Origin of the sequence: Alteromonas sp. K632G (assembly GCF_017653625.1) — a bacterium.
GTDB lineage: Bacteria > Pseudomonadota > Gammaproteobacteria > Enterobacterales > Alteromonadaceae > Alteromonas > Alteromonas naphthalenivorans.
This window is the reverse complement of the sequence record NZ_JAGGDM010000002.1, coordinates 85,045-99,411: the sequence shown is the minus strand read 5'-3', so window position 1 is coordinate 99,411 and position 14,367 is coordinate 85,045. Positions and strand designations below refer to the sequence as shown.

Genomic DNA, 14,367 nt, shown 5'->3' with positions numbered 1-14,367 from the left:
GTGAATGATATCGAAACCATAATCAATCTTGCGTACGTTGTAGCCGCAGCGTTATTTATTTTAGGGCTAAAATTGCTTAGCCATCCAGATACAGCAAAACGAGGTAACTTTGTCTCTGCTGTAGGTATGTTGATTGCCGTTGTAGTGACTTTGCTCGACCAACAAATAATCACGTACCAATGGATTATTTTAGGTGTTGTTATTGGTGGTGCCTTTGGGGCGTGGAAAGCCAAATCGGTTGAAATGACAGCCATGCCAGAAATGGTCTCGTTGTTTAACGGATTTGGTGGAGCAGCCTCATTATTGCTGGGTTGGGCTACATTGTCTGGCATGAGCATGGTGGCACTTCAAACTGCTACTGCGTTTACGTACATTACCTTGTTCTTCACGATTTTAGTGGGGGGCGTAACTTTCTCTGGCTCCGTGGTAGCTTGGGGTAAGTTGTCAGGCAAAATGTCATCTAAAGCCGTGATTTTTACTGGTCTTCGCGAGCTTAGCGTACTGCATCTAATTGCGATGCTGGTGGTAGGGTACTTATTTACCACTGAACCTCAAAATACTCTATGGCTGTACTGCGCGATTGCACTGGCGCTAAGCTTCGGCCTGTGGGCAACCATCTCAATTGGTGGCGCCGATATGCCAGTGGTTATTGCCTTGTTGAATAGTTATTCAGGGGTAGCGGCTACGGCGGCAGGTTTAGCAACCGGCAACACTATTTTGATTGTTACTGGCCTACTGGTAGGTGCTTCAGGTCTTATTCTCACTAACATTATGTGTAAGGCGATGAACCGTTCACTAATGAATGTGTTGTTGTCTGGGTTTTCGAAGCCGGTGGAAGCGGGTGAAAAAATTGAGGGCGAAATTAAGATTTTGTCTGCCCAAGATGCATTTTATGTATTAGAAGCGGCGCAGTCGGTATTGGTAGTACCTGGTTATGGTATGGCAGTAGCACAAGCGCAGCACGCAGTACGTGAAATGCAGTCACTATTGGAAGAGAACGGATGCACGGTAGACTATGCCATTCACGCGGTAGCGGGGCGTATGCCGGGCCATATGAATGTACTGCTAGCAGAAGCCGATGTTCCATATGACCAACTGTATGAAATGGATGATGTTAACCCGCGTATGGAAAACTACGACGTGGTGATTGTTATTGGGGCTAACGATGTGGTGAACCCTGCCGCAAAAGAAATGAAAGGTAGCCCAATTTACGGTATGCCGGTTATTGAAGCGTATCGCGCTAAAACCGTATTTGTGCTCAAGCGCTCTGCTAATGCTGGTTTTGCAGGGGTAGATAACCCGCTCTTCTTTAAAGACAATACCCGTATGGTATTGGGCGATGCAAAAGAAACAATTAACAGCATCGTGAGAGAGTTTGGTGACGATTAAGGTATAAAATATCAGTGGCAGGTATAAAACTGCCTGCCACTTTTTCTACCCAGTGATAGTTCTTATACCTAAGTTTTTGTTTCTTTGTATTTTTATTATTTCCTATTAAATTCACCTATCAGCCTGCACCATTTTTTTCTGCTAAAAAGATGAGACATTTCTTGTACAACGACAATAATCACCTTTACCATTGCACATGCTACTTTTGTCGAGTTTTTTAAAGGGATTGCAGTTAGTCAGATGTCAAAACAGCATTATCACATTGAAGTGTTTCAAGATCTTATTTTGGTAACACTGCGCGGGCGCTGGGATATGAGCACTAATATTCAGTATCTAGCAGCACTAGGCGATACGCTCAACGCTAGGAGAGGTCGAGCCTTTGATATCATAGTAGATATGCGTACATGGGAAGTACCAGACTCTGTGGCTTTTGCTCGAATGAAAGCCCCTATTCAACTCGATAGGCGTAATCAAAGAAGCGAAGTGTGGCTTGAGGACGAGACAACAAATGCCGAACATATCGCCGCTAAGTTCTTTAATGAGCAAAATTTCAAATTAAAGCGTACCAAGAACACGGGTGCGTTCCTTAAAACTATAGACCCTATATTTGACGATGAAGCAAAAGCGCACATCATTGAGTGGGCTACACGCCACGATTTCGATGAGCAAATCTGTCGATAAACAAAATTAGTCGAGACAATCGATATTTTACGTAGCGCCACTTTATACGTTGTCTATAATACCGCACTATTTCGCATTAATTTCTGAACAGCAGCGTTCAGCATAGTTTTTAAAAGGTGACTACATTGTCAGATTGGAGCATTGAAGAAGCAGAGCGCGTCTATGGCGTGTCTCAATGGGGTGGCGGCTATTTTCAAGTTGGTGAAAATGGTAACGTGCATGTGACTCCAGTTCCTGATGATCCCAGTATTCGCATCGATTTTAAATCGGTTGTTGAAGAGATTCGAAAAGAAGGGGTTCAATTCCCTGTAGTGGTTCGTTTTCACGACATCTTACGTTCTCAGGTCGCTAGTCTGAACAAAGCCTTTCGCAGCTCTATTGAAGAAGCTGAGTATAAAGGACTTTACCAAGGCGTGTATCCGGTAAAAGTAAACCAGATGCGTGAAGTGGTAGAAGAAATTGTAGAGGCGGGCGCACCTTTTAACTATGGTTTAGAGGCTGGCTCCAAAGCCGAGCTGCTTACCGTACTTGCCATGAACACCAACGAAGATTCTTTGACCATCCTAAACGGTTATAAAGACGACGAGTTTATGCGCCTAGCATTATTAGGTAGAAAGCTTGGTCGCAAAATAGTCGTTGTGGTTGAAAAGTACAGTGAACTACTGCTGTTAGTAAAAGTGTCTAAAGAACTGAACATAGACCCTATTATCGGCGTACGCGCTAAAATGACGGTGAAAGGCCGTGGTAAATGGGAAAGCTCTGGTGGCGAACGCGCTAAGTTTGGCCTTACCATTACCGAAATTATTAAAACTGCCCGTTATCTTGAAGAACAAGGTATGTCGCATTGCCTTAAATTATTGCATTTCCACATTGGTAGTCAGCTTACCGATATTCGTGCAGTAAAAGAGGCCATGACCGAAGGCGCGCGTATTTATGCAGATTTGCACAAGATGGGCTTTCCACTAGATTATGTTGATGTAGGTGGCGGCTTAGGTATTGATTACGATGGTAGTAACTCTACTAACGAGTCTTCTCGTAACTACAGCATGCAAGAATACGTTGCCGATGTGGTTTACGGCATGAAAGAGATGTGCGACCTAGAAGGCGTACCGCATCCAAACTTAGTGAGTGAAAGTGGCCGAGCTATCACTGCACACCACAGTTGTGTAGTAACAGAGATAGTAGGCGAAATTAAGTCGAATGCGGCTCAAATCGACACGTCTGAAAATGAAAACGAACACGTATTTTTGAAAAATATGCGTGAGTTGTCAGACGATTTCGAGAATCAAACTAATATGCACGAAGTGTACAACGATGCGTCGCAATATAAAGAACAAGCACTCGGTGCCTTTAAATTACGCGTATTGTCGTTGGAAGAACTGGCGAAAATTGAAACCCTTTACTGGGATATCATGGCGCGTTTGCAAGTATGGTATCGCAAAGAAGAATACGTACCTGAAGAACTGCAAGAGTTAGATTACAGCTTGTCTTCGCAATACTTGTGTAACTTCTCGGTATTTCAGTCGGCTGCGGATACATGGGCCATCGACCAACTGCTTCCCGTAGTGCCGCTTACGCGCATGAACGAAAAGCCTACGGTAAACTGCTCATTGGTTGATATTACCTGTGACAGTGACGGCAAAATTGATCAGTTTTCGATAGGCCGTGAAATTACCGATGTATTGCCGATGCACCCGCTTAAGAAAGATGAGCCTTATTATATTGGCTTGTTCTTAACTGGCGCGTATCAGGACGTAATGGGTGACATGCACAACTTGTTTGGTCGCTTGAATGAAGTTCACATCTTTAGCTACGATGACGATCCAGAAGATTTTTACATTGAAGAAGTGGTGAAAGGCTCTTCAGTTGAAGATGTTCTCAACATTATGCAATACAACCCGCGAGCTATGGCATCTGATGTGAAACGTCTTATCGACAGACAAGTATCAGGTGGGAAAATTAACCCGAAAGAAGGTGTTCGCTGGACCGATTTTTACGAAAATTGCTTAAGCGGTTATACCTACTTAAAGCCGTAATTTCGGCGGGTTAACGTAAGAACAAACACACGGTGGCGCTTAAAATTCGTATTCGTAATAGAGAAAACGAGTGTTAAGTGCCAGCCTATTCCTTAGCCTCTGCTTGTTTAAAATAACGCTTCCAAAACTCAGCCGTTGTGGAATTGATCATATTCGATTCGGCATTCATCAGCATCACATATCCGGTTTTATAATCGGGCGCAAACGCCACATCAGCACGATACCCTTTTACCCAGCCTCCATGGTAGTTAATGCGCTTGCCGTCAAAATCATAAACTCGCCAGCCTAGTCCGTAATGGGCGTCTTTTAGCATTTTTCGCCAACCTCTGCGCCTAGTTTCGCGCTGGGTTTTAACCCGTGGTGTGGTGACTTCCTCAATCATGTCGGGTGAGATCACCGTAGGGAATTCGCCCAGCAATGCTTGCAAGTAAATGGTCATGTCGGTAATGCTGGCGTTCACCCCGGCTGCAGGCGAAAAGCGATAATAGTTGCTCTCTACAGCGCCTTCCCGCCATCTGTCTCTGGCAATAGCAATGTGTGGGCGAGCCCAAGACCCAGAAGCAAGTAATCCGCCTTTTCCTACGCTAGCGGTATTCATGCCTAGTGGCGTAAACAGCTGAGTTTGTATTTCCCTAGAATAAGACGAATAGTTGTTCGTAAGGTAATATTCGAGCGCACCAAAAAGTGCATTTTGGTAGGTGTAACACTCGCCAGGCACGCACAAGGGCTCGAGTTTACTTAATGAGGTTAACACCCGCTGCAGCGAGTAATCAGCTTCAATTAAGTTGTCGTAGGCATTGGGCATAAAACCGCTAGATTGCCCCACAATATGCTGAAGCTGCAATGTTTCCATACCGTCCACATCGAAAGGAATATCAGGCAATAGGGTGGAAATGGGGGTGTCCCAACGTAAGCGTTGTTGCTCAACAAGTTTGGCAGAGAGTAGTGCGGTGAAAGTTTTTGATACCGAAGCTAGGCGAAAAACCGTGTCTTCAGTAATGCGCTTTCCCCCTTTGTGCGTTCTGCCATAGACATACACTTTTGGCGCCTTGCCTTGCTCGTAATAAACAAAGGTATAGCCGGGCACATTATATTTTGCGGCCTCGCGCTGCACATAGTTGGCATAATCAGAAAGCCAATCGGCGCTTAATGCGGGAAGTGTCACGATAAGCGTGAAAAAGAATAGGCTAATTTTAATCAGGCGCGTTACTAAATTGCGCGTGGTTTGCAACATGAATTGGGCTCAGTAAGGGCGCACCCCAAAGGTGGCAGGCACTATTATTTTTACGCCATTATGCGGTTGCTAGTGGCGATTATCAACTCTACTGAAATTTTACTGTCAGTTCCGATTTTGTCGCACCCTTGTAAGGGGAACAGGATACAATTAAATCTTAATAACGCAGTAACTGTTTAAACCCGCACATTAACCCGAGCCATAGTATGAACACTGACATAAAAGATTCAGCGCATGTAGACAATGAGCACCACGATACTTACGCTAAAGCTAGGGTAAGTAGAGATGCCCGTTTCGATGGTCGCTTTTTTGTGGCGGTGAAAACCACGGGCATATTTTGTCGGCCGATTTGCCCTGCCAAATTGCCAGATGAAAAGAACGTGGCCTACTATAACCACGCTGCTAAAGCCATGAGCGATGGCTTTCGTCCCTGTTTACGATGCAGGCCCGACAGCGCACCCTCTTCTTTTGCGTGGTTAGGGGTAGGCACAACGGTAACAAGAGCGCTAACGCTATTAAGTGATATACCCGTGCAGTCTATTTCCACCATTTCGAGCCGGTTGGGTATTAGTGAGCGTTACTTAAATAAACTCATGGTGTCGCATACGGGGTTGTCGCCCAAACAATATCAAGATTTACAAAGGGTGCTGTTTGCTAAGCAGCTACTGCAACAATCTACCATGAAGCTTACTGACATCGCGTTTAGCGCCGGATATGCTTCTACAAGGCAGCTTCAGCGAGCAGTGCAAACCTATTGCAAAAAAACGCCTACCGAATTACGAAGCAAACGCCATACTGCTTTGCCTGAAATATCTCTTAGGTTGCACTTCAGGCCACCTTACCACTGGCAGCAAGTACGTGAATTTCTTGCTTTGCGCGCTATTCGTGGCGTAGAAGAGGTGTGTGAAGATACCTACTGCCGTTATATCAGCGTTAAGGGAGAATTGGGGTTTATTAGCGCAACTTTCAACGAGAGCGCAAATGGCTTCGATGTGAAAATGCGTTTGCCAAATTTGTCTTACGTGTATAAAACGGTTGAACAAATCAAGCAGCTGCTCGATTTACATGCAGCCCCAGAGTTAATAGAAAAATCGCTATTAGCAGCGGGCTTGCCTGATAACCTTCTTACTAAAGGGTTGCGGCTTCCTGGTACATGGACTGTATTTGAAAGTGGGTGCAGAGCGATTGTTGGGCAGCAAGTCAGTGTGAAAGCCGCGATTAATCAAGCAGGGCTGCTTGCACAGCATTTAGGGGCAGTAGGCACTGAGGAACCCGTCGAGCAAAACCAACATTATTGTTTTCCTGAACCCGAAGCGGTTGCCAATAGTGAGTTAACTTTTTTGCGCATGCCTAATGCCCGTAAGCTTGCGCTTCGTGATTTTGCGGCGTTGTTTTGTAACGGTAACCAGCCAACTCATGATGAAATATTGTCAATCAAAGGGGTTGGTCAATGGACCTTAGATTACCTTAAGATGCGAGGTGAACGTAACCCTGATGTGTACTTGGCTGGCGACCTTATTGTAAGAAAAATGGCCGAGAAATATCCGGTGTTGCCGCAAAAGGCGGCGCCATGGCAAAGTTACTTAACACTACAGTTGTGGCAGTTAAGTAATAGTTAGCGTGTTGTTGGGTATAAATCTATCAGTAGGAATTAGTCATGACAGTATGCAAAAGCTACCTTGATTCACCACAAGGGCTTATTGAAATAGCGGCAACTAGCAAAGGAATTAGTGCGATTGCCTTTGTAGATAGCGTTAATGGTAACGTTGACGGTGGCACTACCAGTAATGATTTCACTGAAGCGGCCAAAGTGCAGCTAGCAGATTATTTTAATGGAAGCCTCACCCAATTCGACTTACCCTTTGATGCTAAAGGCACTGCGTTTCAGCAAGGGGTATGGAAGGCGCTATGTGATATACCGTATGGTGAAACCGCCAGTTATGCAGACATTGCCAATAAGCTGAATAATCCAAAAGCAGTTCGTGCCGTGGGCATGGCCAACGGGCGCAACCCTATAGCGATAGTGGTACCCTGTCACCGAGTTATTGGAAGCAATAAAACCTTAACGGGATACGCAGGTGGGCTTGAACGCAAGCAATACTTATTAAAATTAGAAGGAGCGCAAGGCGTATTATGGGCTTAAGAGATATTGCTGCACTGTTATTGTTAGCGTCTATTTGGGGCGGTTCATTTATCTTTATGCGTGTGGCGGCGCCTGAGTTTGGTATTTATGTATTGGTTGCCATTCGTACCGTACTGGCTACCAGTGTGTTACTGCCTATTTTGATGATGACCGGTGGCGTGAGCCAAATTTTCAAGCATTGGTTTCCCATTGCCCTGGTAGGGCTAGCGAATACGGCCGTGCCCTTTGTGTTGTTCAATTACAGTAGTTTGCATTTAGAGGCTGGGGTTAATGCCATTTTGAACGCTACTGCGCCAATGTTTGGCGCGCTGGTTGCGTGGCTATGGCTGGGCGATAAACTTACTCCTACTGCTATAGCAGGCTTAGCGCTCGGGTTTTTAGGGGTAACGGTTATTAGCCAGCAAAAGCTAGGGGAAGGTGATATTAGCTTTGTGCCTATTCTAACCGCTTTACTTGCTACTACCTGCTACGGCATTGCGGCCAGCATGATGAAACGATGGCTGCAAGGCGTGCGGCCTTTAGTGGTGGCGACAGGAAGCCAAGCGATGGCATCTATTATGTTAGCGCCGTTCGCGTTAAGTACATTACCAGCTACGATGCCAAGTGCTAATGCATGGCTAAATGCTGTAGCGCTGGCCATTCTAGGTACCGCTATTGCTTACATTCTGTATTTCAAATTGATTGCCAATGTGGGCCCAGCAAAAGCGATTTCTGTGGCTTACATGGTGCCGCTATTTGGCATTATTTGGGGTGTATTGTTTTTGCAAGAACACTTGTCGTTACAAACCATTATTGGTGGGGTAATGATATTAACGGGTGTGGCACTCACCACTGGTGTGATAGGCATAATAAAACGTAGCAGAGCGGCTAAAACGGCATAAGCAATTTATTTGCCCAGTTAAGAAGAGCGTAGGCATCACCTCAGTATAACAAATACAGCTTAATACAATTAAGTACAGCTAATACGTGTGGTGATGCTAAGCGTTATATATTGAAATCTGTACGTTAAATTTCAAATCTAAATTTAGCAGCTTACCTATTCGATAAGCTGCATACGCACTAAATTGTGACCATCTCTTTTCGCCTGATACAAGGCATCTTCTGCATGGGCAGTAACTTCATTCATGCTACGAGTGGTAGCAGTGAAAGATACACCCAGGGAGGCGGTTAATTGAAGCTGCGGCGACTCACTTAACGGCGTTAATGTGGCAATGCCATGACGCAAGTTTTGTGCAGTATCGAAGGCTTCATGCGGGCCTGTTTGAGGTAGCAATACAATAAACTCTTCACTGCTCCAGCGACCTAGCACATCTTGCTCACGTAAGTGATCAGAAAGATACGCCACAACCTTATCTAACACATCATCGCCCGCATTTCGGCCATGTGCATCAATAATGTGCCCAAAGTCGTCTACGCTGATTAAAATCACGCTAATAGAGCGCTGCTCTTTTAACAGCGATTGATAGATAAGCTCTAGGTTGGTGCGGTCGGGCAAACGATTAGCATGGCGCACAATTAAGTCGGGCTGCATGTCTCGTCTGAAATAATAAAGTAAGTTATAAATAAGCAAAAAGAGTGAGAAAACAACCACTAACAATGTTACTACACTGAAAATGAAGGCTTGCGATATTTCGGTCTGCCTATCTTCTAAAGGACTTAGTAAAAATACCGTCCATCCGAACTGGTTTAATTTAACTTCGGCAATCAAAAAGTCTTTTTGATCGATAGTCACTAACTTGTTATTAAGGGCTTGCTCGTCTTGCACCGTAATCGGAAGGCTGGCATACCAAGGTAGCTCTGAAAGGTTGGTGAAATCAGAGTACGAGGCTACAAGAGAAGGATCGGAAGACAGCATGATGTCTCCCTTTTCATCGACAAAAAGAAAGTCGTAGCCGTACTGCTCTTTGTAAGAATCGAAGACATTAATGAAGCTGCGCAAGCTTTTACCTATGCCAAAGAAGCCCAGAAACCGGCCATCGTCATCAAAGACCTTAAGGTCGATATAAAAATGGGTGTCTTCCCATTTACCAATATCTGCCACTGCATCCTGAGGTCCATCACGGTACTTAAAATACCAACTGACTTCGCCTTCAATTAAATCGATGGTGGTACCATCGGAATTATATTGTCGTTTGGCGCTTTCGCTGGCAATAAAGAAGGATAAACCAAACTCTCTTTCAAGACGGTTTAGGGTGTTAAATATCGCGGCCTCGTCAACCTCATCACCTTCCATTAGGGTGACTAATTCAGTGGAATGCCCTAATGCTTCAGACGTATGAAGTGGCTTTAATAACTGCTCGACAATAAGAGACACCGCTGGCGATAGTGATTGTTGCTGCGCTCTGCTTTGTTCCGCTACAATCTTAGAAATACTAAAATGTACTAGGGTAACAATCGCTAAAACCACGACCGCAAACAGCACCAATATACTTCGGTGAAGTGTTCGAAAAGTATTCACTGACTACGCAAGCTCCTTTGCTGCTACTATCCAATTCAGTTGAAAGGTAAAGTATACCCGTTGATTTAATGAACTGCTAGGTTGTTCAACGTAGATCTAGACTTAAGAATAACCCTTAAAAAATCAATCGCTGACATATAATCACGGCTTAGATACACTAAGCGCAAAATTCGTCTTCTAGATTTACGTAAAGGAATAGCATGGCATTTTCAGTGGTAGTTTTAGCCGCGGGTAAAGGCACACGCATGAAGTCTTCGTTACCAAAAGTACTTCACAAAGTGGGCGGAGTGCCCATGGTGCAACGTATTATCAACACCGTTCAAGCCTTAGAGGCTGATAGTATCCATTTAGTTTATGGTCATGGAGGCGACAAGCTAAAGGCTACACTAACGGGCGAAAACTTAAACTGGTGTTTGCAAGAAGAGCAGTTAGGCACTGGTCATGCGGTGCAGCAAGCCGCGCCTCACATTAACGATGATGAAGATGTGCTTGTGCTAGTTGGCGATGCCCCTCTTATACGTCAAGAAACCTTGGCTCAACTAAAAGCCGTAAAAGCCGAGTGTGATCTAGCCCTGCTAACCGTTGAATTAGACGACCCAACAGGTATGGGTCGAATTATTCGTCAAGACGACAACATTACCGCCATTGTTGAGCACAAAGATGCCACCGATGCGCAAAAGCAAATTTGTGAAATCAATACGGGCATGATGATGATGGCCGGAAGCGATTTAAAACGTTGGTTGGGCGCGTTAAGCAATAGCAACGCACAAGGTGAATATTACCTTACTGATGTCATTGAAATGGCAGCTAATGAAGGCAAGCGTATTCAATCAGCACAACCCCAAGAAGTGGTTGAGGTTGAAGGCGTAAATAACCGCATTCAATTAGCACATCTAGAACGCGCATTACAACTTCGCCAAGCGAACGAATTAATGACCAATGGCGTGGCATTGGCCGACCCTCTGCGTTTTGATTTAAGAGGCACGCTAACCACAGGGCAGGACGTGACCATTGATATTAATGCGGTGGTAGAGGGTAACGTTATTTTAGGTAATAACGTGACGATCGGGCCAAACTGCGTTTTGAAAAATTGTGAAATTGCAGACAACGCAGTCATTGAGGCAAATTCTATTATCGAAGAAGCCATCGTAGGTGAAAGCTGCACGGTAGGGCCATTTGGCCGCTTGCGCCCTGGCGCTGTTATGCATGCAAAATCTAAAGTGGGTAACTTCGTGGAAATGAAGAAAACCGTGCTAGGTGAAGGTGCGAAGGTTAATCACCTTACTTACCTAGGTGATGCGGAAGTGGGCGCTAATGCCAATATTGGTGCTGGCACTATTACTTGTAACTATGACGGCGTGAATAAATCTAAAACCGTTATAGGTCAGAATGCCTTCGTGGGCTCTAATTCTTCGTTAGTGGCTCCCGTAACGATTGGTGACAATGCCACGGTAGGTGCTGGCTCAGTCATTACCACCGAAGTAGAGAGTGCGGCATTAGCAGTAGCACGAGGCAAGCAGCGTAATATCGCGAACTGGCCCCGCCCGACTAAAAAATAGCGAGTATGCAATAGCTTTAGGGCTTTTTACCACTTAATGGAAGGACAACTAAGGTTGTCCTTTTTTGTGCCCACTTGTTTCTACCCTCGTTCGCCTCTTTATAAAAGTTGTGCAAAAAACTTGCGAAATAAAGTCGAATAGCTTACATTTCTTTCACTTTGTAAATCATAACTTTCGTTTTGAAAGTTATGATTTAGGGATGCTGTAGAAAAAGCACTGTGCTTTTCGTCATATCGGGGTTGAGTTTGAAAACGAGTCGTTCTGTAGATCAGCGCCGCGCTGGCATTATTAAATGGGTAAATACTCACGGCTACGCGCAAGTTGAATTCCTCGCGGCCCAGTTCAGCACATCTGAAGTGACCATCCGAAAAGATTTAGCCGCCTTGGCAGACCAAAAAAAGCTTATTCGCCAATTTGGCGGTGCCGCGCCATTGCCTGCTTCTCAAGGCGAAACCAATGTAGTGAATTTACCTTCATCGATAAAACAGAATATAGGTAAGCTTGCTGCTAGTCGCATTCAACAAGGCTCAAAAATAGTATTAGATTGCGGCAGTACTATCGCAGCGCTTTTACCTTGCCTTCGTGACATACCCAATCTGGTAGTGATGACCAATGCCTTAGATGCAGCGAGTCAGCTGACCAAAAGCAATAACGAACCCACTATATTAATGACAGGTGGTACCTGGGACTCGGCATCTCGTTCATTCCAAGGTGCAATGGCCGAACAATTAGTCTCGGCATATAGTTTTGATATGGCGTTTATTGGCGCGGCGGGTATTGATGTAAGTCGCGGAACGACTACCTTTAATGAATTAACAGGGCTTACTCGCGCCATGGCACGTGCTGCCCATGAGGTTGTTGTAATGGCAACGTCAAATAAGCTTTCGAACAAAATGCCCAATTTAGAATTGGGCTGGGAAAATATTTCTACGCTGGTGACTGATAATGGCATTAGCGACAAAGATATAAATCTAATTGAACAACAAGGCGTAACGGTGCTGGTCGCTGCGCAAAACGGAGAGTAATTATGTGTGGAATTGTCGGTGCTGTTGGCGAGCGTAACGTTGTTGAAATTCTATTAGAAGGCTTAAAGCGACTTGAATATCGTGGTTACGACTCTTCAGGCGTGGCCTTGTTGCAGCAAGACGGCACACTAAATCGCATAAGAAGTACCGGCAAGGTACAAGAGCTCGTCGATATTATTGCTAACGATGAAGCGTTAGGGACTACCGGTATTGCACATACTCGCTGGGCTACCCATGGCGGTGTTACTGTAGCCAATGCCCACCCTCATTTCTCTAGCGACCGCGTTGCAGTAGTGCACAACGGTATTATTGAAAACTACCAAACGCTACGCGAACAGCTTTCAGCAAAAGGCTATGTGTTTAGCAGCGACACTGATACCGAAACTATTGCACATACCGTTCACGAAGCGCTAGATGTTGGCAAAGACCTATTGGCAGCAGTACAGAGTTCAGTAAAAACCTTCCATGGCGCGTACGGCACTGTAGTTATCGATAAAGAAGATGCAGGCCGTATGGTCGTAGCGCGCTCTGGTAGCCCGCTAGTAATTGGTTTAGGGCTAGGCGAAAACTTTGTTGCGTCTGATCAAATGGCACTGTTACCCGTTACACGCCGTTTTATCTTTTTAGAAGAGGGCGATGTTGCCGATATTACTCGCCGCACCATTGCTATTTATGACAAAGACGGTAATGCCGTTGAACGTGAAATTATAGAGTCGAACGTTGAACACGACGCCGGCGACAAAGGCGCCTATCGCCACTATATGCTCAAAGAAATTCACGAGCAGCCAGTAGTGGTGCGTAACACACTAAAAGACAGACTAACCGAAAATGGATTAGCGGCAGATGTGTTTGGAAACGGTGCCGATGATATTTTTAGTAAAATTAAACATGTGCAAATTGTAGCCTGTGGTACCAGCTATCATTCCGGTATGACCGCCCGCTACTGGTTAGAACAATACGCCAATGTGTCGTGTAATATCGAAATTGCCTCTGAGTTTCGTTACCGCAAATCGGTAGTACACCCAAATAGCCTGCTTATTACTATTTCACAGTCGGGCGAAACAGCCGATACTTTAGCGGCACTACGTTTAGCCAAAGAAATTGGGTATAGCGCAAGTTTAGCTATTTGTAACGTACCAGGCTCATCGCTAGTGCGCGAATCAGATTTAGCCTTTATGACCCGTGCAGGCGCCGAAATTGGTGTGGCATCAACCAAAGCCTTCACTACCCAGTTAACTGCATTCTTAATGCTAACCCTAGCGTTAGGTGAGAAAAACGGTATGGCAGAGAGTGACACGCAAGATATTATTAGTGCACTTCAAAGCTTGCCCGCCAAGCTAGAAGAAACCCTTACCATTACTCAAGGTATTGAAGATTTAGCCGAAGAATTTGCCGATAAACAACACAGTTTATTCTTAGGCCGTGGCGATCAATACCCGATTGCGATGGAAGGCGCGCTTAAGCTAAAAGAGATTTCGTATATTCACGCAGAAGCCTATGCATCAGGCGAATTAAAGCATGGGCCATTGGCACTTATCGATGATGAAATGCCGGTTATTGTGGTTGCGCCTAATAACGAATTGCTAGAAAAGCTTAAATCGAATGTAGAAGAAGTACGCGCTCGTGGCGGCATTATGTATGTGTTCGCTGATAAAGACGCCGCGTTCAAAGGTGATGACACCATGCGCGTAATCAACGTGCCACACTGTGAAGCGCCTATTGCTCCTATCATCTATACCTTGCCGCTACAGTTGTTGTCGTACTACGTAGCGTTAATTAAAGGCACGGATGTGGACCAGCCTCGTAACTTGGCGAAGTCGGTTACTGTGGAGTAGTTCTCTA

General features: G+C 45.1%; 11 protein-coding genes. 9 read left to right on the top strand and 2 right to left on the bottom strand.

All coding sequences use genetic code 11. From position 1 onward, the window contains the following. From J5X92_RS03100 to speA, 3 genes are all read left to right on the top strand, one after another. Complete coding sequence (locus J5X92_RS03100) at positions 1–1,389, top strand: NAD(P)(+) transhydrogenase (Re/Si-specific) subunit beta (RefSeq protein ID WP_013786517.1); 1,389 nt, start codon at positions 1–3, stop codon at positions 1,387–1,389. 240 nt (positions 1,390–1,629) lie between these two features. After that, positions 1,630–2,070: an arginine decarboxylase gene (locus J5X92_RS03095; RefSeq protein WP_208804591.1), complete on the top strand. Its 441-nt coding sequence runs from the start codon at positions 1,630–1,632 to the stop codon at positions 2,068–2,070. 125 nt (positions 2,071–2,195) lie between these two features. Beyond that, complete coding sequence (gene speA / locus J5X92_RS03090; protein WP_013786515.1) at positions 2,196–4,106, top strand: biosynthetic arginine decarboxylase; 1,911 nt, start codon at positions 2,196–2,198, stop codon at positions 4,104–4,106. A gap of 85 nt (positions 4,107–4,191) precedes the next feature. Here speA and J5X92_RS03085 read toward each other — a convergent pair whose 3' ends face one another. After that, positions 4,192–5,340 carry a serine hydrolase domain-containing protein gene (locus tag J5X92_RS03085; protein ID WP_208804590.1) on the bottom strand — a complete coding sequence of 383 codons (1,149 nt, stop codon included), beginning with the start codon at positions 5,338–5,340 and terminating at the stop codon, positions 4,192–4,194. Positions 5,341–5,546: 206 nt separating this feature from the next. Between J5X92_RS03085 and J5X92_RS03080 the strand changes: the two genes are divergently transcribed. Genes J5X92_RS03080 through J5X92_RS03070 form a run of 3 tightly spaced genes read left to right on the top strand, consistent with a single transcriptional unit; the run spans position 5,547 to position 8,364 of the window. Next, a complete protein-coding gene (locus J5X92_RS03080) occupies positions 5,547–6,959 on the top strand; it encodes an Ada metal-binding domain-containing protein (RefSeq protein WP_208804589.1) in 1,413 nt (470 codons plus the stop codon). A 38-nt stretch (positions 6,960–6,997) separates the two neighbouring features. Further along, positions 6,998–7,483 (top strand): methylated-DNA--[protein]-cysteine S-methyltransferase, encoded by a 486-nt coding sequence (locus J5X92_RS03075; RefSeq protein ID WP_126873997.1) that lies wholly within the window; start codon positions 6,998–7,000, stop codon positions 7,481–7,483. Next, positions 7,474–8,364: a DMT family transporter gene (locus J5X92_RS03070; protein ID WP_013786511.1), complete on the top strand. Its 891-nt coding sequence runs from the start codon at positions 7,474–7,476 to the stop codon at positions 8,362–8,364. The genes J5X92_RS03075 and J5X92_RS03070 overlap by 10 nt, the downstream gene beginning before the upstream one ends. Before the next feature lie 155 nt (positions 8,365–8,519). Here the strand turns inward: J5X92_RS03070 and J5X92_RS03065 are convergent, their stop codons facing one another. Continuing rightward, positions 8,520–9,941: a diguanylate cyclase gene (locus J5X92_RS03065; RefSeq protein WP_126873998.1), complete on the bottom strand. Its 1,422-nt coding sequence runs from the start codon at positions 9,939–9,941 to the stop codon at positions 8,520–8,522. Positions 9,942–10,141: 200 nt separating this feature from the next. Here J5X92_RS03065 and glmU point away from each other — a divergent pair, with 200 nt between their 5' ends. From glmU to glmS, 3 genes are all read left to right on the top strand, one after another. Further along, positions 10,142–11,500 (top strand): bifunctional UDP-N-acetylglucosamine diphosphorylase/glucosamine-1-phosphate N-acetyltransferase GlmU, encoded by a 1,359-nt coding sequence (gene glmU / locus J5X92_RS03060; protein WP_126873999.1) that lies wholly within the window; start codon positions 10,142–10,144, stop codon positions 11,498–11,500. A gap of 245 nt (positions 11,501–11,745) precedes the next feature. Continuing rightward, complete coding sequence (locus J5X92_RS03055) at positions 11,746–12,525, top strand: DeoR family transcriptional regulator (protein WP_126874000.1); 780 nt, start codon at positions 11,746–11,748, stop codon at positions 12,523–12,525. A 2-nt stretch (positions 12,526–12,527) separates the two neighbouring features. Next, entirely contained in the window at positions 12,528–14,360 is a 1,833-nt protein-coding gene (gene glmS, locus J5X92_RS03050) for a glutamine--fructose-6-phosphate transaminase (isomerizing) (protein ID WP_208804588.1), read from the top strand. Positions 14,361–14,367: the final 7 nt, after the last annotated feature.

Excerpts from the sequence above, each read along its gene's own strand:
- J5X92_RS03095 (WP_208804591.1), top strand. The coding sequence starts at position 1,630 with ATGTCAAAACAGCATTATCACATTGAAGTGTTTCAAGATCTTATTTTG.
- J5X92_RS03085 (WP_208804590.1), bottom strand. The coding sequence starts at position 5,340 with ATGTTGCAAACCACGCGCAATTTAGTAACGCGCCTGATTAAAATTAGC.
- J5X92_RS03080 (WP_208804589.1), top strand. The coding sequence starts at position 5,547 with ATGAACACTGACATAAAAGATTCAGCGCATGTAGACAATGAGCACCAC.
- J5X92_RS03075 (WP_126873997.1), top strand. The coding sequence starts at position 6,998 with ATGACAGTATGCAAAAGCTACCTTGATTCACCACAAGGGCTTATTGAA.
- J5X92_RS03070 (WP_013786511.1), top strand. The coding sequence starts at position 7,474 with ATGGGCTTAAGAGATATTGCTGCACTGTTATTGTTAGCGTCTATTTGG.
- glmU (WP_126873999.1), top strand. The coding sequence starts at position 10,142 with ATGGCATTTTCAGTGGTAGTTTTAGCCGCGGGTAAAGGCACACGCATG.
- glmS (WP_208804588.1), top strand. The coding sequence starts at position 12,528 with ATGTGTGGAATTGTCGGTGCTGTTGGCGAGCGTAACGTTGTTGAAATT.